Origin of the sequence: Pseudomonas sp. s4 (assembly GCF_046764235.1) — a bacterium.
Classification (GTDB): domain Bacteria; phylum Pseudomonadota; class Gammaproteobacteria; order Pseudomonadales; family Pseudomonadaceae; genus Aquipseudomonas; species Aquipseudomonas asiatica.
In genome coordinates, this window is record NZ_CP177209.1 from 5,673,016 (window position 1) to 5,694,396 (window position 21,381).

19 protein-coding genes, 2 tRNA genes and 1 pseudogene are annotated in these 21,381 nt (G+C 58.1%); 10 read left to right on the forward strand and 12 right to left on the reverse strand.

Features of this window, described 5'->3' with window-relative positions:
* Positions 1-190: 190 nt before the first annotated feature.
* From ACK56M_RS26355 to ACK56M_RS26370, 4 genes are read left to right on the forward strand one after another with little or no spacing between them, the layout of a single operon-like run.
* Positions 191-487 (forward strand): hypothetical protein, encoded by a 297-nt coding sequence (locus ACK56M_RS26355; RefSeq protein ID WP_411959144.1) that lies wholly within the window; start codon positions 191-193, stop codon positions 485-487.
* Positions 484-1,074 (forward strand): hypothetical protein, encoded by a 591-nt coding sequence (locus tag ACK56M_RS26360; RefSeq protein ID WP_063977308.1) that lies wholly within the window; start codon positions 484-486, stop codon positions 1,072-1,074. Before ACK56M_RS26355 ends, ACK56M_RS26360 begins: the two co-directional genes overlap by 4 nt.
* Positions 1,071-1,307, forward strand: coding sequence for an ABC-three component system middle component 6 (locus ACK56M_RS26365; protein WP_063977307.1), 237 nt, complete (start codon positions 1,071-1,073; stop codon positions 1,305-1,307). Before ACK56M_RS26360 ends, ACK56M_RS26365 begins: the two co-directional genes overlap by 4 nt.
* Positions 1,298-2,992: a DUF2326 domain-containing protein gene (locus tag ACK56M_RS26370; protein WP_061202558.1), complete on the forward strand. Its 1,695-nt coding sequence runs from the start codon at positions 1,298-1,300 to the stop codon at positions 2,990-2,992. Before ACK56M_RS26365 ends, ACK56M_RS26370 begins: the two co-directional genes overlap by 10 nt.
* 67 nt (positions 2,993-3,059) lie before the next feature.
* Here ACK56M_RS26370 and ACK56M_RS26375 read toward each other — a convergent pair whose 3' ends face one another.
* Positions 3,060-4,691 carry an NAD+ synthase gene (locus ACK56M_RS26375; RefSeq protein ID WP_054572150.1) on the reverse strand — a complete coding sequence of 544 codons (1,632 nt, stop codon included), beginning with the start codon at positions 4,689-4,691 and terminating at the stop codon, positions 3,060-3,062.
* Positions 4,692-5,043: 352 nt separating this feature from the next.
* On the opposite strand from ACK56M_RS26375, the pseudogene nadE reads away from it, so the two are divergent.
* Positions 5,044-5,355: pseudogene (nadE, locus tag ACK56M_RS26380) on the forward strand (NAD(+) synthase); the annotation flags it as partial.
* 80 nt (positions 5,356-5,435) lie between these two features.
* On the opposite strand, the gene azu reads toward nadE, so the two are convergent.
* Positions 5,436-5,885 carry an azurin gene (gene azu, locus ACK56M_RS26385; protein ID WP_015271990.1) on the reverse strand — a complete coding sequence of 150 codons (450 nt, stop codon included), beginning with the start codon at positions 5,883-5,885 and terminating at the stop codon, positions 5,436-5,438.
* A 349-nt stretch (positions 5,886-6,234) separates the two neighbouring features.
* On the opposite strand from azu, the gene ACK56M_RS26390 reads away from it, so the two are divergent.
* Entirely contained in the window at positions 6,235-6,822 is a 588-nt protein-coding gene (locus ACK56M_RS26390; protein WP_015271991.1) for a TIGR00730 family Rossman fold protein, read from the forward strand.
* A 154-nt stretch (positions 6,823-6,976) separates the two neighbouring features.
* Here ACK56M_RS26390 and ACK56M_RS26395 read toward each other — a convergent pair whose 3' ends face one another.
* The 8 genes from ACK56M_RS26395 to rnr all read right to left on the reverse strand — a co-directional run bounded on the left by ACK56M_RS26395 (position 6,977) and on the right by rnr (position 16,579).
* Complete coding sequence (locus ACK56M_RS26395) at positions 6,977-9,277, reverse strand: YgiQ family radical SAM protein (RefSeq protein ID WP_013974417.1); 2,301 nt, start codon at positions 9,275-9,277, stop codon at positions 6,977-6,979.
* 116 nt (positions 9,278-9,393) lie between these two features.
* On the reverse strand, positions 9,394-10,791 hold the full coding sequence (gene dnaB / locus ACK56M_RS26400; protein ID WP_015271992.1) for a replicative DNA helicase: 1,398 nt from the start codon (positions 10,789-10,791) through the stop codon (positions 9,394-9,396).
* Between the two features lie 113 nt (positions 10,792-10,904).
* Entirely contained in the window at positions 10,905-11,351 is a 447-nt protein-coding gene (rplI, locus tag ACK56M_RS26405; protein ID WP_003249568.1) for a 50S ribosomal protein L9, read from the reverse strand.
* Positions 11,352-11,371: 20 nt separating this feature from the next.
* Positions 11,372-12,235, reverse strand: coding sequence for a hypothetical protein (locus ACK56M_RS26410; RefSeq protein ID WP_191472082.1), 864 nt, complete (start codon positions 12,233-12,235; stop codon positions 11,372-11,374).
* 33 nt (positions 12,236-12,268) lie between these two features.
* Positions 12,269-12,499: a 30S ribosomal protein S18 gene (rpsR, locus tag ACK56M_RS26415; RefSeq protein WP_003249563.1), complete on the reverse strand. Its 231-nt coding sequence runs from the start codon at positions 12,497-12,499 to the stop codon at positions 12,269-12,271.
* A gap of 28 nt (positions 12,500-12,527) precedes the next feature.
* Positions 12,528-12,953, reverse strand: a complete 426-nt coding sequence (gene rpsF, locus ACK56M_RS26420; RefSeq protein ID WP_013974420.1) for a 30S ribosomal protein S6 — start codon at positions 12,951-12,953, stop codon at positions 12,528-12,530.
* A gap of 306 nt (positions 12,954-13,259) precedes the next feature.
* Entirely contained in the window at positions 13,260-14,006 is a 747-nt protein-coding gene (gene rlmB, locus ACK56M_RS26425) for a 23S rRNA (guanosine(2251)-2'-O)-methyltransferase RlmB (protein WP_003259007.1), read from the reverse strand.
* On the reverse strand, positions 14,003-16,579 hold the full coding sequence (gene rnr, locus ACK56M_RS26430; protein WP_054572152.1) for a ribonuclease R: 2,577 nt from the start codon (positions 16,577-16,579) through the stop codon (positions 14,003-14,005). Before rnr ends, rlmB begins: the two co-directional genes overlap by 4 nt.
* A 271-nt stretch (positions 16,580-16,850) precedes the next feature.
* Here rnr and ACK56M_RS26435 point away from each other — a divergent pair.
* The 4 genes from ACK56M_RS26435 to ACK56M_RS26450 all read left to right on the forward strand — a co-directional run bounded on the left by ACK56M_RS26435 (position 16,851) and on the right by ACK56M_RS26450 (position 19,966).
* Positions 16,851-16,937: transfer RNA gene (locus tag ACK56M_RS26435), tRNA-Leu, on the forward strand.
* Between the two features lie 88 nt (positions 16,938-17,025).
* Positions 17,026-17,112, forward strand: a tRNA-Leu gene (locus ACK56M_RS26440).
* Positions 17,113-17,387: 275 nt separating this feature from the next.
* The gene (locus ACK56M_RS26445; protein WP_054572153.1) at positions 17,388-18,401 is read left to right on the forward strand and encodes an extracellular solute-binding protein; all 1,014 of its coding nucleotides are present in this window, start codon (positions 17,388-17,390) and stop codon (positions 18,399-18,401) included.
* Positions 18,401-19,966, forward strand: coding sequence for an ABC transporter permease (locus ACK56M_RS26450; RefSeq protein ID WP_411959145.1), 1,566 nt, complete (start codon positions 18,401-18,403; stop codon positions 19,964-19,966). Before ACK56M_RS26445 ends, ACK56M_RS26450 begins: the two co-directional genes overlap by 1 nt.
* A 50-nt stretch (positions 19,967-20,016) precedes the next feature.
* On the opposite strand, the gene ACK56M_RS26455 is transcribed toward ACK56M_RS26450, so the two are convergent.
* The gene (locus tag ACK56M_RS26455) at positions 20,017-20,673 is read right to left on the reverse strand and encodes a Bax inhibitor-1 family protein (protein WP_411959146.1); all 657 of its coding nucleotides are present in this window, start codon (positions 20,671-20,673) and stop codon (positions 20,017-20,019) included.
* Positions 20,674-20,901: 228 nt separating this feature from the next.
* Positions 20,902-21,276: a hypothetical protein gene (locus ACK56M_RS26460; RefSeq protein WP_061303483.1), complete on the reverse strand. Its 375-nt coding sequence runs from the start codon at positions 21,274-21,276 to the stop codon at positions 20,902-20,904.
* Positions 21,277-21,381: the final 105 nt, after the last annotated feature.

Genomic DNA, 21,381 nt, shown 5'->3' on the forward strand with positions numbered 1-21,381 from the left:
CTCGAACGCAGCCCTCAGGAGGGTTCCAAGGCCGGATATCCGCGCACGCAGACCCTGGTCTCAAAGGCTGCAGGATCCTGCCTATGCCGAGGGTTCGGGGCGGGAGCGCCCTTGTGGAGCGGTAAGCGAAATCTGTAATATCACGTTGCTGGCACTCACTGCCGAGTGACCGACCACCATGGAGAAAGGAATGTTCGGCTTCTTGAAGGTAATCGCCACCGCTGGAGGCGGCTTTGCTGCAGTGGGAGCTCCGATGTTCTACTCGATGCACGCCGGTTGGTTTAAGTCTGACTTGCTCAAGGGCCTCCCAAGCGAATCCATCTACAAGCTGTTCCTGTACTCCCTTGCAGCTACTGTATTTTGCTTTTTCTTGCTGATCATTTTGCAGGCATTCAGCAGAAAACCGACGATTTCCGCTACCTCAGATCATAGCTCAACTACGGTTGTCTCCACGGGTCGCGGCAATGTTACTGTACATAAAAAATGAGCCTATTAACGCCAGATATTGAAGCTACGGCATCGAACGGCGGGTTAACAGTAGTCAGCACCGGCAGTGGGCCTGTCACGATAGCCGCAACTTCTGCGGCCATCTCATCTCTGCTCAATCCGTTACTAATGAAAATTGTGTCGACTCATACCCCGTATGATGAGATCCCAGACGTCGAGATAGATTACCCTGAGGTCGATGAAAAAATTGAGTACAACAGGGTCTCGGTGTATTCGGAGTTAATCATTGACAATGTCGGCTACATGGATCTCATTGAAAGCCTTATCTCAACTATCGATGACGAAGATCCTGGCGCACAGAAAAGATTTCTTTACGCTATAAATCAGAAGTATAAAACCGCCAGGCGAGAATTGTTCATGAGGCAGGCTGAGCGACCAGCTTCCCCTGAGCAAAAGCTGAATGTAATACGGCTGGGATCGGATGAGCTTGTAAAGAAGGTCTCCGAGCTTATAGTTGGAACTAACACTGTCTTTCAAGGCGTTGAATCTGAGCTTATAGAATGGGCCGGACAGTTAATAGTTTGCTATGGCTTCATTCACTGTAAGATATTGGAGCCTCCTGCATGATCATTCAGAATACAAGCTCACCGCTTAAAAGCCTTTACATAGTCGGTGGACGCTTACTGATGGTCTTAAAGTCTAGCGAATTTGGCTCCATGAGCCCACTAGCACTTTTCGAAAAATATCAAGATAGATTTGAGCGTGTTTCTTTTGCTTACATTCTGTACGCGCTCGACTGGCTCTACATCACTGGATGTGTAGAGCTAACGAAGCAAGGTGATATTTCTTTATGCAACTGATTAAATTATCTGTATTTGATGGAAGCGAAGAAATACGTACCATCCAATTCAAGGACGGAATTAACATTATTACCAACCTGGGCGAAACTGGGAACCAGATTGGTAAAAGCACATCACTTCGTGCACTAGCATTCTGCTTGGGCGGAAAGTCTGAGCCTCTTTGGAAAGATCCTGACAACAACAAGGTCAACGAAAAGGTTAAAGACTATCTTACCAAAGGCGACGTTAAGTTTGAGTTAACTCTAAGAGTCGCCTCCATTAATCACCAAATCACGCGTGTGCTCTCAAGAAAAATGGGATCCCTACGTGAGAGCATCAAAATCATTAGCACCATTGATGGCGTCGTCTACAAGAGCAATGCTGGCTTCACTCGCGAACTCCCTCGTATATTTGGATATACACGAGAGCAGCCTAGCTTCAACTCAATACGAAGCAAGTTCTTCCGAACGAACAGAACCACAAGCAACAACACGCTTGCGTACCTACACACGTACACTAGCGACAATGATTACGACCTGATTTATGCATATCTGTTTGACTTTGAATTCATTGATTCCGTTCGCCAGATCAACCTAATTGAGCAGCAAATACAACTAGAAGATAATCGTATCCGAACACTTCTCGGCGGCCTCCCTTTGGCGAATCGCCAGGAAGAAATCCAACTAATCGACCTGAAGATTTCTGAACTTCAAATCAAAGAAGATGAGTACGACATATTTGAATCTCAAAGTTATGCCATCGCAGAACTCCGGGAATCCCGAAGAAGCGTGGCAGCATTGACTTCTCGTATCGTCAAGCTTGAAACAAAACTTTATTATAATAACAAAACAATCGAACGATACAAAAATAACTTGGTGGAGCTAAACGTAGGGGAAATTACCTCTCTCTACAATGAGGCCAAGTCGCTAGTTCCAAACCTCAGCAAGACACTTGAAGAAACTATTGAATTCCATAATTCGATAATGAGCCGCAAGGCCGCATACGTCGAAGAAATGTCGGCTGAGACAGCGGATGAACTTGACACTCTGAGAATGAGTTTGGCACGACTCATATCAGATGAACAGAGTAAGGTGAAAGATCTTTCCAGAGACAGCCATGTCAGCGGACTGATCCTGGTCGAAAAGCAAATGCAGGATTTACGGGAGGCTCGAGGCAGGCTTGCTTACGTCATAAGCGAGGTAGAGGTGTCCAACAAGCGAATCAAAGATCTACTCACTACAGTTGACGGCGTAAAGCGGAGTATTGCAGTGCACTACTCTGACTTAAACTCCAAGCTTAAAGTCTTCAATGAAGCATATGTCGACATCACTAAAAGATTATTCGTAACTCATCACAACGAACTGACAGTTTCTGCAGGCCGAGATGGCAAGGCAGATTTCAAGATTACAAACGAAGAACTGAACACTGGCGACGGAGTTCCGAGGGCCGCAGCAATGGCTTTCGACATGTCCTATGTGTACTTCGTGAATAAATTCAAATCCAGGCTTCCTGCTTTTACCGCCCAAGACTATCTTGAAGTTGTAGACGAAGACAAGCTAATAAAATTATTTGATTTTGCCAACGAAAAGAAAATACAAACTATCGCAGCAATTTTAAACGACAAACTTGGTGGCTTTGATAAAAAGTTCCTTGAAGCCAATACCATTCTCGAACTGACCAAAGAAGAAAAATTTTTCAAACTTTAGCGAGACCATCCTTTATAGAAAAGGGACGCAATAGCGCCCCTTGTACATAGATCAGCTGCCTCAGCTATTAATCACCGATACTCCAGCCAGAAGTGATAGGGTAACGCCGGTCACGACCGAAGCCGCGCTCGGTGACACGAGGGCCCACAGCGGCCTGGCGCCGCTTGTATTCGTTCAGGTCGACCAAGCGAATTACCTTCCTCACAACCTCCTGATCGAAGCCCTTCTCGGTAATGGCATCGGCAGACAAGTCCTGCTCGATGTACAAGCGAAGGATCTCATCAAGGACAGGGTATGGAGGCAAGGAATCTTCGTCCTTCTGGTCAGGAGCAAGCTCTGCAGATGGTGGACGATCAATGACGCGCTGCGGAATTACGTAGCCCAGGGTGTTGCGGTATTCGCAGAGGCGGAATACCAAGGTCTTCGGTACGTCCTTCAAGACGTCGTAGCCACCCGCCATATCACCATACAAGGTCGCATAGCCGACCGCCATCTCACTCTTGTTGCCGGTCGTGAGAACGAGATACCGCTTCTTGTTGGAAATGGCCATGAGCATGGTGCCGCGACACCGGGCCTGGAGGTTTTCCTCGGTGGTGTCTTTGCCCAAACCTTCGAACATTGGCGCAAGCGTGGTCAGGAAGGCTTCTACCATGGATGCGATGGGCAGGACGCTGTACTTCACACCCAAGATGTCGGCTTCCTCTTTCGCGTCGTCCTGGCTCATCTGGGCCGTGTAGTGATACGGCATCATCACAGCTTCAACGTTTTCTGCACCCAAGGCATCCACAGCAACAGCGAGCACCAACGCCGAGTCGATGCCACCCGAAAGGCCTAGCACAACACCTTTGAACCCGTTGCGCTGCACATAGTCCTTAACGCCAGCTACCAGTGCCTGGTAGACGCTGGCCTCAATGCTGAGAAGCTCGGTGGTCTGAGCCGGAACGGGCACCAAAACGCCTTCCTTGATCTCAAACTCCGAGACGAAGAGCCCCTCCTCGAAAGCAGGGGCGCGCTGAGTAACCTTTCCGTCGCCATCCACTACGAAGCTGTTGCCGTCGAACACCAGTTCGTCTTGGCCACCAACCTGGTTCACGTAGACCATGGGGATTGAGCATTCGCTGGCACGCGTCGCCAATAGCTCTTCACGTTCAGCCTGCTTTCCACGATGGAACGGCGAGGCATTCAGGGTCAGCATGATCTGGGCACCGGCATCACAAGCCTGCTTGAGCGGCTCGGAGAACCAGATGTCCTCACAGATAGTGATACCGACCGGTACGCCGAAGAGGTTAACTACGCATGGGCCGCTGCCCGGCTCAAAGTACCGCTTCTCATCGAAAACACGATAGTTAGGCAGGCGCTGCTTGTTATAGCGGGCGAGCTCCTTGCCGTCCGAAATCACGGCGCAGCTGTTGTAGCGCGCTCCATCCTCGACCCAAGGGAAGCCGATTACAGTGACGATGCCTTGGACAGCGTCCTTGATATGCTGCAGGGCTTTTTCGATCCGGCTCTGCATGCTGGAGCGAAGGAGCAGATCCTCTGGTGGGTAACCGCAAAGGGTCAGCTCTGGGAAAACGATGACCTGGGCTTTGAGGTCGTCGCGGGCCTTATGAGCGGCTTCGATGACCTTCTCAACGTTGCCGTATACATCCCCGACGCGGATGTTCAGCTGGGCCATTACCACTCTCAAACGTTGCTCCATGGTTCCTCCAGAAATGCCTAGATCGAGATCGGCAAGATGCAACACTGTCCTGACATCTGCGATCAAGGAAGCACCATCTGAAGCTCCATGCTGAGCGCGGGGCTATCGGATTACTGCTAGCCATTACGGCTCATTGAACCTGGGTCAGGACTACCCGGAGGGTCGCGGGCATCTTGCGAACTAGGACATTATGCCCTAACCAAGCTCAGCCCCATCTAGCGAAATCGGAAGAAGGTCTGGGAGAGGGCGCAGTCCAGAATCCCCAGACTGTGCAGATACAGATTCTGCACAAGAGCAAAAATAGTCACTCACTCAGTCACTGCGCTGGATTGGGCACTATTTCGGGGGGAGGAAGGTAATGGGCTTCTTTACCAAGTTCGGTGATGGTGCCTGCGACCTGGCGCCGCTGAGCGGGCTGGTGAAGAACCAGGTGCGGGCGATTGCGCGCAGCTTCGGTGCGCCGGAGTCACTGGTGGAGAAGGTGCCGACTGCGGACCTGGAAGACCTGGCACCGGGCAAGCCGGACGAAGCCTCCCATGGCGTGACCTACCAGCAGATCGATGCCTTCCTGCATGGGCAGCCGGTTGACCAGGAAGCGTTCGATATCATCGTCGCTACCTACCGCAAGACCCAGCACAAGCGCGAACTGCCGTTCGCCCCTTGATCAGGCTGTAGAAAGACCTGTGGGAGCGGGTTCATCGGGGCGCCGAACCCGCTCCCACAGGGTTCACCGTCAGCCTTTGATTACTTGACGACGACCTTGCCCTTCATCATCGAGATGTGGCCCGGGAAGGTGCAGAAGAAGCTGTAGTCGCCACCGGCTTCCAGCTTGGTAGCATCGAACTTCACCTCGGTCTCCTTCTCAGGAGCACCAATCATCTTGGTGTGGGCGATGATCGCGGCGTTGTCAGCCTTGATGTAGTCCTTTTCCAGACCCTGGCTCATGCCTTCGGTGGCAATGCCCTGCATGTCGGCAGTCTTGCTGATCACCAGGTTGTGGCCCATGACGTTCTTCGGCAGGTTACCGGAGTGGGTCAGTTTGACGGTGAATTCCTTGCAGCTCTTGTCGACGGTGATTTCCTTGGTGTTGTAGGACATCTGGTCGGTGGAGTCGACAGTCACCGAGCACTCGGCTGCGAAGACAGAAGCGCTGGCGAGGGTCAGCAGGGATACCGCTACAGCTTTCGCAAACATCATGAATCTCCTTGGCAGGGTTTTATCAATTGCGAGACTGCCTGAAACCGTTCAGCCCCTTGCTGATATGGGTCAAGGGGCTGTCAAGAGGCCAGCCAGTAGAATTGTTCAATGGATTGTATACAACCAATTCAAGGGCACATCATGCCCTTTTATTGGACGATGGGACAACCTCTCATTTAGGAGCAATACGAAATGACCCTTGGTAGCCTGATGAACAGCCTGCTGGCGGCCTACGCCCATGGAGCGACCGGCGCCATCTGCGAATTCTCCCGACCGGAGTGAAACCAGCCTTGGAACTGTAGGACATGGGCCTTACCCTGTCAGCCTGAGTGACTGGAGATGAGCAATGCCCGTACGTTCCGTTTGTGTGTTCTGCGGCGCCAGCATTGGTGCCAACCCCGCTTACCGTGAAGCGGCCATGGCGCTGGGCCAGGCGATAGCCCGTCGCGGCCTGACCCTGGTCTATGGCGGCGGCGCAGTTGGCCTGATGGGCACCGTCGCTGACGCGGCCATGGCGGCCGGTGGCGAAGTGATCGGAATCATCCCCGAGAGCCTGATGAATGCCGAAATCGGCCACAAGGGCCTCAGCCGCCTGGAAGTGGTCGACGGCATGCACGCGCGCAAGGCACGCATGGCCGAACTGAGCGACGCCTTTATCGCCCTGCCCGGTGGGCTGGGTACGCTGGAGGAGTTGTTCGAGGTATGGACCTGGGGGCAATTGGGCTATCACGCCAAGCCGCTGGGGCTACTGGATGTGAACGGTTTCTACGAGAAGCTGGGCGGGTTCCTCGACCATATCGTCGAAGAAGGCTTCGTGCGGCAGCAGCATCGGGCGATGTTGCTGCTGGGGCAGCAGCCCGATGAGCTGCTGGACGGGATGGACAGCTTTGTTGCGCCGGTGGCGCCGAAGTGGGTCGACAAGAAGCCTGACTGAAGCTGAGATTTTTAGGACCGCTTTGCGGTCCATCGCGACACAAGGCCGCTCCTACACCGACCGCGAGCCCCCCGGAATTGTCGGGTTTGCACGGTCATTGTAGGAGCGGCCTTGTGTCGCGATGGGCTGCAAAGCAGCCCCAAGAATCGCCCAGTTAACGCGGGATCACTGGCTGACGCGGCTTCTTGTTGCCTTTGCCACCCTTGGCCGCTTCCTTGCGCTCCTTGGCCGCCTGCTGGTTACGCGCAAACGCTTCGGCCTTGGCTTTTTCACGCTTGTCCCACGGTTTGCTGCCATCACTGCCACGCGGCGGCAGGCCGGTGTGCTGGGTAAGGACCTTCTGCTCCTTGCCCACCTTGTGGCTACCCGCCGGGGTCGAGTTCTTGCGGCGCGCACTCTGGTAGGTATCGGTCTGCGGCTGGTGCAGCGGGATCAGCTGGTGCTTGCCCGGCCCGATCAGGTCGGCACGGCCCATGCGCTGCAGCGCCTCACGCAGCATCGGCCAGCCCTTCGGATCGTGGTAACGCAAGAACGCCTTGTGCAGACGACGCTGCTCCTCGCTCTTGACGATCTCCACACCTTCGCTCTTGTAGGTCACCTTGCGCAGCGGGTTCTTGCCCGAGTGGTACATGGCCGTGGCCGAAGCCATCGGCGACGGGTAAAACGCCTGCACCTGGTCGGCACGGAAGCCGTTGCCCTTCAGCCACAGGGCCAGGTTCATCATGTCTTCGTCGGTGGTGCCTGGGTGGGCGGCGATGAAGTACGGGATCAGATACTGCTCCTTGCCCGCCTCTTTCGAGAACTTCTCGAACATGCGCTTGAAGCGGTCATAGGTGCCAATACCCGGCTTCATCATCTTGTCCAGCGGGCCACGCTCGGTGTGCTCAGGGGCAATCTTCAGGTAACCACCGACATGGTGGGTGACCAGCTCCTTGACGTACTCCGGCGACTCCACCGCCAGGTCATAACGCAGGCCAGAGGCAATCAGGATCTTCTTCACACCCGGCAGGGCACGAGCCTTGCGGTACAGCTCGATCAGCGAGCTGTGGTCGGTGTTGAGGTTTTCGCAGATGCCCGGGAATACGCACGACGGCTTGCGGCAGTGCTTCTCGATGTCATGGCTCTTGCAGGCGATGCGGTACATGTTGGCAGTCGGGCCGCCAAGGTCGGAGACCACGCCGGTGAAGCCCGGCACCTTGTCACGCATCTCTTCGATTTCGTGCAGGATCGACTCGTGCGAGCGGTTCTGGATGATGCGGCCTTCGTGCTCGGTGATCGAGCAGAAGGTGCAGCCACCGAAGCAGCCACGCATGATGTTCACCGAGAAGCGGATCATCTCGTAGGCCGGAATGCGCTCCTTGCCGTAGGCCGGGTGCGGCACACGGGCATAGGGCATGCCGAACACGTAGTCCATTTCCTCGGTGCTCATGGGGATGGGTGGCGGGTTGAACCACACATCCACTTCGCCATGCTTCTGTACCAGGGCGCGGGCGTTGCCCGGGTTGGTCTCCAGGTGCAGCACCCGGTTGGCATGGGCATAGAGTACCGGGTCGTTACGCACCTTTTCGAACGACGGCAGGCGGATCACCGACTTTTCCCGGGTCATGCTCGGGCTGTCGAGAATCTGTACGACCTTGGCTTCGTTCGGGTCCTCCTGGTCGCCCTTGGCCTGCTCGATGGCACAGGCCTGGGTGTCCTGGGTATTCACGTACGGGTTGATGATCTTGTCGACGCGGCCCGGGCGGTCGATGCGGGTCGAATCGATCTCGTACCAGCCCTGAGGCGTGTCGCGACGCACGAAAGCAGTGCCGCGCACATCGGTGATGGTCTCGATCTTCTCGCCGTTGGACAGGCGCTGGGCCACCTCGACCACCGCGCGCTCGGCGTTGCCGAACAGCAGGATGTCGGCGCTGGCGTCGATAAGGATCGAGTGGCGGACCTTGTCCTGCCAGTAGTCGTAGTGGGCGATGCGGCGCAGCGAAGCCTCGATACCGCCCAGTACGATCGGCACGTGCTTGTAGGCTTCCTTGCAGCGCTGGCTGTACACCAGGCTGGCACGGTCCGGACGCTTGCCGGCCAGGCCACCAGGGGTGTAGGCGTCGTCGGAACGGATCTTCTTGTCCGCGGTGTAGCGGTTGATCATCGAGTCCATGTTGCCCGCGGCCACACCGAAGAACAGGTTCGGTTCGCCGAGCTTCATGAAGTCGTCTTTCGACTGCCAGTTCGGCTGGGCGATGATGCCCACGCGGAAGCCCTGGGCCTCCAGCAGGCGGCCGATGATGGCCATGCCGAACGACGGGTGGTCGACGTAGGCATCACCGGTCACGATGATGATGTCGCAGGAATCCCAGCCGAGCAGATCCATCTCCTCCCTGCTCATCGGCAGGAAAGGTGCTGGCCCGAAGCATTCGGCCCAGTACTTGGGATAGTCGTAGAGTGGTTTGGCTGCTTGCATGTCAGTGACCGGTTCTGGTGTGCAGGGAAATCGCGGGCGCGGAATATAGCACAAATTTTGACCAAATCCGACGATGGTTGTCGGATTCATGGCTGGCCGGCGATGAGGCCGGTGGCTTATTCGTCGTCGTCGAAGTTGTACATGCCCGGCGCAAGATTCTCGAAGCGGGTGTACTTGCCGATGAACGCCAGGCGCACGAAGCCGATGGGGCCGTTACGCTGCTTACCGATGATGATTTCCGCCACGCCCTTGTGCTCGGTCTCAGGGTGGTACACCTCATCGCGGTAGACGAACATGATCACGTCGGCGTCCTGCTCGATCGCACCGGATTCACGCAAGTCAGAGTTCACCGGGCGTTTGTTCGGGCGCTGTTCCAGGGAGCGGTTCAGCTGCGACAGGGCGATGACCGGGCAGTTGAATTCCTTGGCCAAAGCCTTGAGCGAGCGGGAGATCTCGGAAATCTCGTTGGTCCGGTTGTCACCGGCCGAACCCGGGATCTGCATCAGCTGCAGGTAGTCGACCATGATCATGGCGATTTCGCCGTGCTCGCGGGCCAGGCGACGGGTACGCGCGCGCATTTCAGAGGGGCTGATACCGGCAGTATCGTCGATGAAAAGCTTGCGGTCGTTGAGCAGGTTCACAGCCGAGGTCAGGCGCGGCCAGTCATCGTCGTCCAGCTGGCCGGAACGCACCTTGGTCTGGTCGATACGGCCAAGGGACGAGAGCATACGCATGATCAGCGATTCACCTGGCATCTCGAGGGAGAACACCAGTACCGCCTTGTCGGTACGCAGTACGGCGTTTTCCACCAGGTTCATGGCGAAAGTGGTCTTACCCATCGACGGTCGGCCGGCGACGATGATCAGGTCGGCTGGCTGCAGGCCGCTGGTCTTCTCGTCGAGGTCGGTGAAACCGGTCGATACGCCGGTGATGTCACTGTCGGAGTTGAACAGCGTGTCGATGCGGTCGATGGCCATGGTCAACAGTTCGTTGACCCCCACCGGGCCGCCGGTTTTCGGGCGAGCCTCGGCAATCTGGAAGATCTGCCGCTCGGCGTCGTCGAGAATTTCTTCGGCGTTGCGCCCTTGCGGGTTGAACGCGTTGTCGGCGATATCGGTACTGATGCTGATCAGCTGGCGCAGGGTGGCGCGCTCGCGAATGATCGCGGCGTAGGCCTTGATGTTGGCCACCGACGGGGTGTTCTTGGCCAGCTCGGCCAGGTACGCCAACCCACCGACTTGCGAAGAAAGGCCTTCCTTGTCCAACTGCTCGTGCAGGGTCACCACGTCGAATGGCTGGTTGGCGTCGGCCAACTTGTGCACGGCACGGAAGATCAGGCGGTGGTCATGCCGGTAGAAGTCGCCATCCGATACCTGGTCCAGCACCCGCTCCCAGGCGTTGTTGTCCAGCATCAGGCCACCGAGCACGGCCTGTTCGGCCTCGATGGAATGCGGCGGCACCTTCAGGGCTGCGGTTTGCAGGTCAAGCTGTTCGGAAGTGGTGATCTCGTTCATGGCCACGAAAGAATTCTGGAGGATGAAAAAGACAAAGGGCACGGCCTGTCGAAAACAGGACCGTGCCCGATGTTAACCGCCTGCCCCACAAGGAGCCAGACAGTCAGCGCAGCTTAGGCAGCTACGACGACCACGCGTACGGTGGCTTCAACGTCGCTGTGCAGGTGCACGGCTACGTCGTATTCGCCAACCTGACGGATGGTGCCGTTCGGCAGACGAACTTCAGCCTTGGCCACTTCAACGCCGGAGGCGGTCAGGGCGTCAGCGATGTCGTGGGTGCCGATCGAACCGAACAGCTTGCCTTCGTCGCCAGCGGTGGCAGTGATGGTCACTTCCAGCTCGGCCAGTTGGGCAGCGCGGCTTTCAGCCGAAGCTTTCTTGTCAGCAGCTGCTTTTTCCAGCTCGGCGCGACGCTCTTCGAACGCAGCCAGGTTGGCGGCGTTGGCAACGGTGGCCTTGCCGAATGGCAGCAGGAAGTTACGGCCGTAACCAGCCTTAACCTTTACTTTGTCGCCCAGGTTGCCCAGGTTAGCGACTTTTTCCAGCAGGATCAGTTCCATTTGGTAAAACCTCTTAACTTTTAACCTTCACCGTTCGCGGAGTCATTCCCCTTGGGGGACTTGCGACCGCGAAAATCAATCAGGCTGTCGACAATGGCCAGAACCACCAGCAACGGATAAATCAGCTGCATGATCAGCGGCAGCGTCACGTACATGCCCACCAGCCAGAAACCGGCCAGTCGACCCTGTGCCACCAGCCCATGCATCAAGGCGATGCCGGCCAGCACCAGTACCAGGCTCGAGGCCGATGCCAGGACGATGAACTGCGGCCCGATGAACGGGGCCACCACCATCACTGCCACCAAGACCGCCATGGTCTGTTTCGGCAACTTCAGGGCGCGAAACTCGCGACCGAAGCCTCCAGGGTTGTACAACGCTGCCTGCCAGTAGCGCGCCAGCACCAAGGCCAGCACACTGAACAATTGCACCGTCACTGCTGTGGAAGCGACCAGCACAGGGCGGATCAGCTCACCGGAGAGCACCGGCTGCCCCTCGATTTTCGGCATGGCTTCGGCAAAGGCCTTGGCCAGTACATCGAAGGTTTGCGCCAGCGCCAGATCGAGCACGAGGCTGAAAGCCACGGCGAACACGGCACTGACCAGCAACACCCGGCTCCAGTGATGCTCGGCGCGCAACAGCGCAGCCAGGCCCAGGGCACCCGCGATCACCAGAAAGGTGATGGGATCGCCCATGACCCACACGGCCAGCCCGGCCAGCAGGCCGCCGGCGATGACCGTTGTAGCATCCTTGAACCCACGCCGCAGCAGCACAAGGCTGCCGGCAGCGGCACTCAACCAGAACAGCAGCGGCAGTACCGCGCTGATGACCACCACCAGGGTGGCCTGCACACGACCGCGCATGATGAAACTTGCTAACGCTCGCATGCTAATCCCTTACTGCTTGTCGACGACCCGGTCTCAGCGGCCGTGGCTGTCGGTGTAGGGCAGCAGGGCCAGGAAGCGGGCGCGCTTGATAGCGGTAGCCAGCTGACGCTGATAACGAGCTTTGGTACCGGTGATACGGCTTGGAACGATCTTGCCGGTTTCGGATACGTAAGCTTTCAGGGTGTTGAGATCTTTGAAGTCGATCTCTTTCACGTCTTCAGCAGTGAAGCGGCAGAATTTACGACGACGGAAGAAACGTGCCATTTAATAGGCTCCTCTAAAGGTCCGTGGATTACTCGTCAGCGTTATCGCTGGAGTCGCTGTCATTGCTGTCGTCGCCGTCGGCGGATTCAGCATGCTCAGGACGCTCACGACGCTCACGGCGCTCGCTGCGGTTTTCTTCAGCCTTCAGCATCTCGGACTGGCCGGTAACGGCTTCGTCACGACGGATGACCAGGTTACGGATAACGGCATCGTTGTAGCGGAAGTTGTCTTCCAGCTCGGCCAGGGCCTTGCCGGTGCACTCAACGTTCAGCATCACGTAGTGAGCCTTGTGAACATTGTTGATTGCGTAGGCCAGTTGACGACGGCCCCAGTCTTCCAGGCGGTGGATCTTGCCACCATCTTCTTCGATCAGCTTGGTGTAACGCTCAACCATGCCGCCGACTTGCTCGCTCTGGTCCGGGTGAACCAGGAAGATGATTTCGTAATGACGCATGAATGCTCCTTACGGGTTAGTAGTCTGCCAGCGAATCTGGTCAGACAAGGAGTGAATGACACTGTATGTCTTGCACGGAGGGGAGGCACATGCGCGCCTGCCAGCTCGGCAAGGGGCGCAATTGTAGAGAAGGCGAGGCGTACAAGCAAGGTGATTGGTGAATATTTGAACAGCCTGAAACACATTATTCCTGCACTGGCCCTATCGCCGGCAAGCCAGCTCCCACAGGATCGCCACAGGTGCTGAACCTTGTGGTGCACCTGTGGGAGCCGGCTTGCCGGCGATAGGGCCGGTACAGGCCGAAGATCAGCGCTTGGCCTGACGCTGACGCACAGCCTCGAACAGGCACACGCCAGTCGCCACCGACACGTTCAGGCTGCTGACACTACCGCCCATCGGCAACTTCACCAGGAAATCGCAATGCTCGCGGGTCAGCCGGCGCATGCCCTTGCCTTCCGCGCCCATGATCATCACCAGCGGCCCGGTCAGGTCCTGCTGATAGATCTCCTGCTCGGCCTCGCCGGCGGTACCTACCACCCACAGGCCACGCTGCTGCAGTTTCTCCAGGGTACGCGCCAGGTTGGTCACGGCCACCAGCGGAATCACCTCCGCAGCGCCACAGGCCACCTTGCGCACGACCGGTGTCAGGGTTGCAGACTTGTCCTTGGGCACCACCACTGCCGTGGCGCCGGCGGCATCGGCGGTACGCAGGCAGGCGCCAAGGTTGTGCGGGTCGGTCACACCGTCCAGCACCAGGATCAGCGGTGGTGTTTCGGTGCGTTCGAGCAATTCCTCGAGCATCAATTCGCCCCAGACCTGGCTCGGGCTCACCTCGGCGACCACACCCTGGTGCACGCCTTCTACCCAGGCATCCATCTCACGACGCTCGGCCTGGCCGACCGCCACGCGATTTTCCGCAGCCAACGCCAGCAACGCCTGCAGGCGAGGCTCGCTGCGCCCTTCCGACAGCCAGATCTGCTTGACCCGCTTCGGATGGTGCTGCAGCAATGCCTGCACGGCGTGCACGCCGTAGATCTTTTCCAGCTGACTCATGACTTGCTCTTGCTCTTGCGTGGCGCGCCGGACTTCGACGGGCCTTTACGGTGCTTGGTCGGCTTGCCGGAGGCCTTGCTGCCCTTTTCCGACTTACTGCTGGCATGGCCGCCACTGCGCGCCTCGCTCATCAGTGCCTTCTTCATTTCGCGGCTCTTGCGCACTTCGGCGTTACGCTGCACAGCGTCTTTCGGGAAGTACGCCTCGGCGGTCTCGCTCTTGCGGCTGCGCGGCTTCGGTGTGGCCTTGGCCTCGACCGGGGCCTGCTCGGCCTGGCCGGCAGCCGGTGCGGCACCACGCTGCTTGCGGCCGATCGGGGCGGCGAGGGTCTTTTCCGACACTTCGAAGTCGATCTTGCGTTCGTCCAGGTCGACGCGCATGACCTTGACCTCGATCGTGTCGCCCAGTCGGAAGCTGCGACCGGTACGCTCGCCAGACAGGCGGTGGTGCACCGGGTCGAAGTGGTAGTAGTCGCCCGGCAGCGCACTGACGTGCACCAGGCCTTCCACATAGATATCGGTCAGCTCGACGAACAGGCCGAAACCGGTTACCGCAGTGATCACACCCGGGAAGGTTTCGCCGACGCGGTCCTTCATGAACTCGCACTTAAGCCAGTTGACCACGTCACGGGTGGCTTCATCGGCCCGGCGCTCGGTCATCGAGCACTGCTCGCCGAGCTGCTCGAGGGTGTTCTCGTCGTACGGGTAGATACGCGCCTTGGGAATGCTCATGGCGCCAGCACGCTTGACGTGCGGGGTGTCGACCCTGGAACGGATGATGCTGCGGATGGCGCGGTGCACCAGCAGGTCCGGGTAGCGACGGATCGGCGAGGTGAAGTGGGTGTACGCCTCGTAGTTCAGGCCGAAGTGGCCGTTGTTGTCGGTGCTGTACACCGCCTGGCTCAACGAACGCAGCATCACGGTCTGGATCAGGTGGAAGTCCGGGCGCCCGGCGATGCTCGCCAGCAGTGCCTGGTAATCCTTCGGCGACGGGTCCTTGCCCTTGTGCAGGGTCAGGCCCAGTTCGCCCAGGAAGGCGCGCAGCTTTTCCAGACGCTCCGGCGGCGGGCCGTCGTGCACGCGGTACAGGGCCGGTACGCCATGCTTCTGCAGGAATTCGGCGGTGGCCACGTTGGCCGCCAGCATGCATTCTTCGATCAGCTTGTGGGCGTCGTTGCGCACGGTCGGGCGGATTTCCGCGATCTTGCGCTCGTCACCGAAGATGATGCGGGTTTCCTGGGTCTCGAAGTCGATCGCGCCACGGGTGTGACGGGCCTCCACCAGCACCTTGTACAAGTTGTACAGGTTCTTCAGGTCCGGGACGACTGCCTTGTACTCCTCGCGCAGCGCCTTGCCCTCACGGGTGCGGGAGTGCTCGAGCATGCTGCTGACCTTGTTGTAGGTCAGGCGGGCGTGGGAGTGGATGACGCCTTCGTAGAACTGGTAGTCGACCATCTGGCCGGCTTTGTTAATGGTCATTTCGCAGACCATGGCCAGGCGATCGACATGCGGGTTCAGCGAGCACAGGCCGTTGGACAGCTCTTCGGGGAGCATCGGTACCACGCGCTCGGGGAAGTACACCGAGTTGCCGCGCTGCTGGGCCTCGACGTCCAGGGCCGAGCCCAGGCGAACGTAGCTGGACACATCGGCAATGGCCACATACAGGCGCCAGCCACCGGAGAACAGGCGCAGCTTGCCCAGCGGTTCGCAATAGACCGCGTCGTCGAAGTCGCGGGCGTCCTCGCCGTCGATGGTGACGAACGGCAGGTGGCGCAGGTCGACGCGCTTCTCCTTGTCCTTCTCTTCGACTTCGGAGCGGAACTTGCGCGCCTCCTTGATCACCTCTTTGGGCCAGACGTGCGGGATATCGTAGCTGCGCAGCGCAACGTCGATTTCCATGCCCGGCGCCATGTAGTTGCCGATGACCTCGACCACATCGCCTTGCGGCTGGAAGCGCGGCGTCGGCCAGTGGGTGATCTTGATCTCGACGAACTGGCCGATCTTGGCCCCGCCGTTACGCCCGGCGGTGACCAGCACTTCCTGCTGGATCTTCGGGTTGTCCGGGGTAACGTAGCCGATACCGCCTTCTTCGAAGTAACGGCCGACCACGCTTTCGTGGGCGCGGGAGATGATTTCGACCAGCACGCCTTCACGGCGGCCACGGCGGTCGACGCCAGAGACGCGGGCCAGGCCGCGGTCACCGTCGAACACCAGGCGCATTTGCGACGGGCTGAGGAACAGATCTTCGCTGCCGTCGTCCGGAATAAGGAAGCCGAAGCCGTCGCGGTGACCGGAGACGCGGCCGCAGATCAGGTCCAGCTTGTCTACCGGGGCATAAGTGCCGCGCCGGGTATAGATAAGCTGGCCATCGCGCTCCATGGCACGCAGGCGGCGGCGCAGGGCTTCGATCTGGTCTTCGTCGTAAAGACCGAACTCGGCCGCCAGCTCCTCGCGTGCGGCCGGTTCGCCACGGTCGGCGAGGCGCTGCAGGATCAGCTCACGGCTGGGAATAGGGTTGTCGTATTTTTCCGCTTCGCGAGCGGCCTCGGGATCGAGGGATTGCCAATCGGCCATCAGAAGGGGTTCACCTTGGGGTATATAGATAGGAATTCTGGCATAGGCGTATTGAAACCGGAAATGTCAGCCTTGGACAGCCCCACCGGCGTGTCTGGCGAGGACGAATAGGCCTGCGGAATCAACAAGTTGAATTTTTTGAAATTTTTTTTGCTTGGGGGGTTTACAGCCCCCCGGACCGTCCGTATAGTGCGCACCACAACGACGGACAACCCCGAAGTTGTAGTAGAGATGAGCGGCGCTGTAAAGCATCAAGTAATCTCGAATGTGTGCCCAGGTGGCGGAATTGGTAGACGCGCTGGTTTCAGGTATCAGTGGCTTAACGGCCGTGGAAGTTCGAGTCTTCTCCTGGGCACCAAATATTTTCAAGTAACAGATGACCAAGGATCTGTTACTACTGTGTGAAAGCGAACGATAGTCGCCTTCCTCAGATGATGCAAAGCTTTGCCCAGGTGGCGGAATTGGTAGACGCGCTGGTTTCAGGTATCAGTGACTTAACGGTCGTGGAAGTTCGAGTCTTCTCCTGGGCACCATACAAAAACCCACTAGCCTTGCTAGTGGGTTTTTTCTTGCCTGCGATTTTTGTATCCCTCCTCTTTCGGTCATAGGTGCAAACCTGTGCCGGCCTCTTCGCGGGCGCGCCCGCTCCCACAGAATCATCACAGGCCTTCCGGCTAGTGAAATACCTGACACCTTCAGACTCTTGCACCTTGGTCTGACCATGAATTTCTCGTCACCCGGCCACTTGAGAAACGATTTCGTTTACCATTGTTTCCAAATATGTAGCCGTAAGCGAGGAAGTACCCGCATGACGATCCGCCCGCAACCGCTGATGCGTACCTTGGCCGCCGCCGTGCTGAGCCTGGTCGTTGGCGCTCCGGCCGCCATGGCAGACGCACCGGTCACCCTGACCATGTACAACGGTCAGCACAAGGAAATCGGCGAGGCCATCGCCAAGGCCTACGAGGCCAAAACCGGCGTCCACATCAATATTCGCAAGGGCAGCAGCAACCAGCTGGCCAGCCAGATCATCGAGGAAGGCGAACGCTCGCCGGCCGACATCATCTACACCGAAGAGTCCCCTCCCCTGAACAACCTGGGCGAACTGGGCCTACTGGCAAAGATCGATGACGCCACCGCGAACATGATGCCCAAGGAGTATGTAGGCGCCAACGGCACCTGGATGGGCATCACCGCCCGTACGCGCATCGTCGTCTTCAACCCGAAGAAGGTCGACGAGAAAGACTTGCCGACCACAGTGATGGACTTTGCCAACCCCGAGTGGGAAGGCCGCGTCGGCTATGTGCCCACCAGCGGCGCCTTCCAGGAACAGGCCGTGGCCATCCTGAAGATGCACGGGCGAGAAGCCACCGAAGAATGGCTGACCGGCCTGAAGGCATTCGGCAAGACCTACACCAACAACATGGTCGCCCTCAAAGCCGTGGAAAAAGGCGAAGTGGCTGCGGTACTGGTGAACAACTACTACTGGTATGCGCTGGAGCGCGAGCGCGGCAAGCTGGACACCAAGCTCTACTACCTGGCCGATGGCGATGCCGGCAACCTGGTCACCATTTCCGGCGCAGCCGTGGTCAAGGCCAGCAAGCACCCGAAAGAAGCCCAGGCCCTGCTCAACTGGATGGCCAGCGAAGAAGGCCAGCGCGTGATCACCCAGACCACCGCCGAGTACCCGCTGCACAAAGGCATGGTCTCCGACCGTGGCCTGAAACCGTTCGAAGACCTGCGCCCGCCGAAGATCTCACCAGCCGACCTGGGCAATGCCGAGGAAGCGATCGAGCTTGAGCGCGAGGTCGGCCTGCTCTGATGACTGCCGCCCTGTCCGAGCCGGTGCCGGTACGCTTCGTACTGCGCCGCAAGCGCCCCTCCGTCTGGGTGGTGCTGCCTGTGCTGTTCCTGGTAGCGATGAGCTTGCTGCCTTTGCTGTACGTTGCCATGAAAGCCTGGGAGGCCGGCTGGCGCGAAGCCTTGCACCTGCTGTGGCGGCCGTTTGTCTGGGGGCTGATGCGCAACACCCTGATGCTGATGGTCGGGGTGACGCTGACCTGCATGGTGGTCGGCTTGGCCCTGGCCTGGCTGCTGGAGCGCAGCAACCTGGCCGGCCGCCGGTTGTGGGGCGTGGTGCTGTGCCTGCCGTTCGCCGTGCCGTCGTTCGTCAGCAGCTTCACCTGGGTGTCGCTGAGCTCGGACTTCGAAGGGCTGGGCGGGGCGATCATGGTCATGGCCCTGTCCAAGTACCCACTGGTGTTCCTGCCGGTGGCCGCGACCCTGCGCAACCTCGATACCTCGCTGGAGGAATCGGCACGTACGCTGGGCTGCAGCCGCTGGGGCGTATTCATCAAGGTCACCCTGCCGCTGCTGTGGCCGTCGATGCTTGGCGGCGCGCTGCTGATCGCCCTGCACATGCTGGTGGAGTTCGGCGCCTTGTCGATCCTAGGCTTGCAAACCTTCACCACGGCGATTTACCAGCAGTTCGAACTGGAGTTCAGCAATGCCAACGCGGCCATGCTGTCCGCCGTGCTGTTGGCGATGTGCCTGGTGATGCTGTGGCTTGAACTGCGGGTACGTGGCAAGGCCCGTCACGTGCGCATCGGCCAGGGTGTGGCGCGACGAGCACAACCGGTGCGGTTGCGTGGCTGGGCAGTGCTGGCGCAACTGTTCTGCGTGGGCCTGGCGGTGTTGGGCAGCGGTATTCCGCTGGCCATGCTCGGCTACTGGTTGAGCGTGGGTTCATCGGCGGCATTCCCTGTTGCGGCCATTTCCAAGGCGCTGTTCACCTCGTTGTCGGTGTCGCTGGGGGGTGCCGGTTTCTGCGTGTTGCTAGCCCTGCCAATCAGCTTCCTGGTGGTGCGCTACAAGGGCCGCCTGGCAATCTGGGCCGAGCGCCTGCCATACCTGTTGCACGCCCTGCCCGGCCTGGTGATTGCCCTGACCCTGGTGTTCTTCGCCCTGCATTACGTGCCGGCGCTGTACCAGACCACGGCACTGTTGCTGCTGGCCTATGCGCTGCTGTTCCTGCCGCTGGCGCAGTCGCCGGTGCGCACCGCACTGAACAAGGCTTCGCCGACGCTGGAGGAAGCCGCACGCACCTTGGGCGCGAGCAGCTTTGCCGCGTTTTGCCGGGTGACCTTGCCGATCATCTTCCCGGCCATGGCGGCAGCCTTTGCCCTGGTGTTCCTGGATGCCATGAAGGAACTGACAGCTACCTTGCTGCTCAGCCCGACCGGCATGACCACCCTGGCGACCGAGGTATGGGCGCATACGGCCAACGTCGAGTTCGCGGCGGCAGCGCCTTATGCGGCGTTGCTGATTGTGGTTTCGGGGTTGCCGGTATATCTGCTTACAACGCGGATGTATTTGAACAAGACTTGAAAGCTTGCCCAGGCCGCCATGCGGCCTGGGCATTAAGCCACCTGGGCAACTCACTTCTTGGACATGATCCGCAAGACCCGCAGAAACAGATTGATAATGTCTAGATACAGCGATGCAGCGCTGTCTATTGCATTATCCACGGTACGCTCAATCTGGTTCGCACGCCCCCAATCAACCCCGATATAGCCACAGAAGATCAGTGCTGTGATCCAATCAATTAGCGCGAGATGGATACCGAATAACCAAACCTGCGCCAATTCAACGAAGATCACAGCTATCAAAGCTATGCATAATGACGCCTTGATGCGCTTGAAGAAGCGGGGGAATACAGACCCCAGCAACATCATGGTAACGGTTAGCAAGACGGTCGCCTGCAAGGCATTCACGATGTTTTCATGTGAGTACTTTGGGAGGACGATGACAAGCAGCAACCCGACCGGAATCACGATCAGGTTGTAGCCGAGGAAACTATACAACGGCTTTTCAGATTTGAAGATGATCGCGACACCCGGTAACGCGGTGATCAAGTAGCCAACCAGGAACAGCATCATGGGGATGGACCGAACAATATCGGGCGGCACCGTGATTACCAGATACCAGTTGACGAAGAAGCCCCACAGCAGTACTGCGCCGAGGATCAGATTGTAGATGCTCGCCGATATTTTATGATTGGTTCCGAGTCGATTGAAGGTTTCGTTCTCCAGCATGCCTGTTACGCCCCCTGGCGTCTATGCTTGTAAATACTGCCCGCGATAACGTGCGCTCAACGCCACCCGGCTAACCAACTGCTGTTTCGCTGCGGCGGCGCCTTATGCGGCGTTGTTGATCGCGGCATCGGGTTACCGGTGTATTTACTGACTATACGGATGTATTTGAGTAAGGCGGAGAGCGGGTCCAGACTGGTGACCAACCCGGATTTCATTAATATAAACCCGTCATCTCAGAAACCTTATCCAAACACAGAACATAGCCAGCAAGATAAAAAGCAGCACGTGAGCATGCCATAACCAAACCAGTAGTTTTTTAAGGCCTTGAGGGGCATTGCGGACATCTTCACTGTCCAACATACCTTTGCGAATGCAAAAACCCTTCATTGATAGCATCGCGGAAACTGACCCCAAACGCATAATCTGCCCAAGCATACCAGCACGGGCATACATTGCTTTGTTTCCCACAACCATGGGACTATTTGAAAAGCTTGCCTCGACCTTATCAAGGAAGCGGTATGCAATTACAATCCACGTTCCAAACATTAAAAATGGTGATGCAAACAAACACACTCCGAGCACCGCGACCTGCACATTGGTCATTGCAGCACCTCATATAAAACTTCTCCAAGAAACTCGCCACCCATTTCTTCTAACGCCCCACCTACACTACCTCCAGCCACCCCGCCGAGCACCACGCAAGCGACA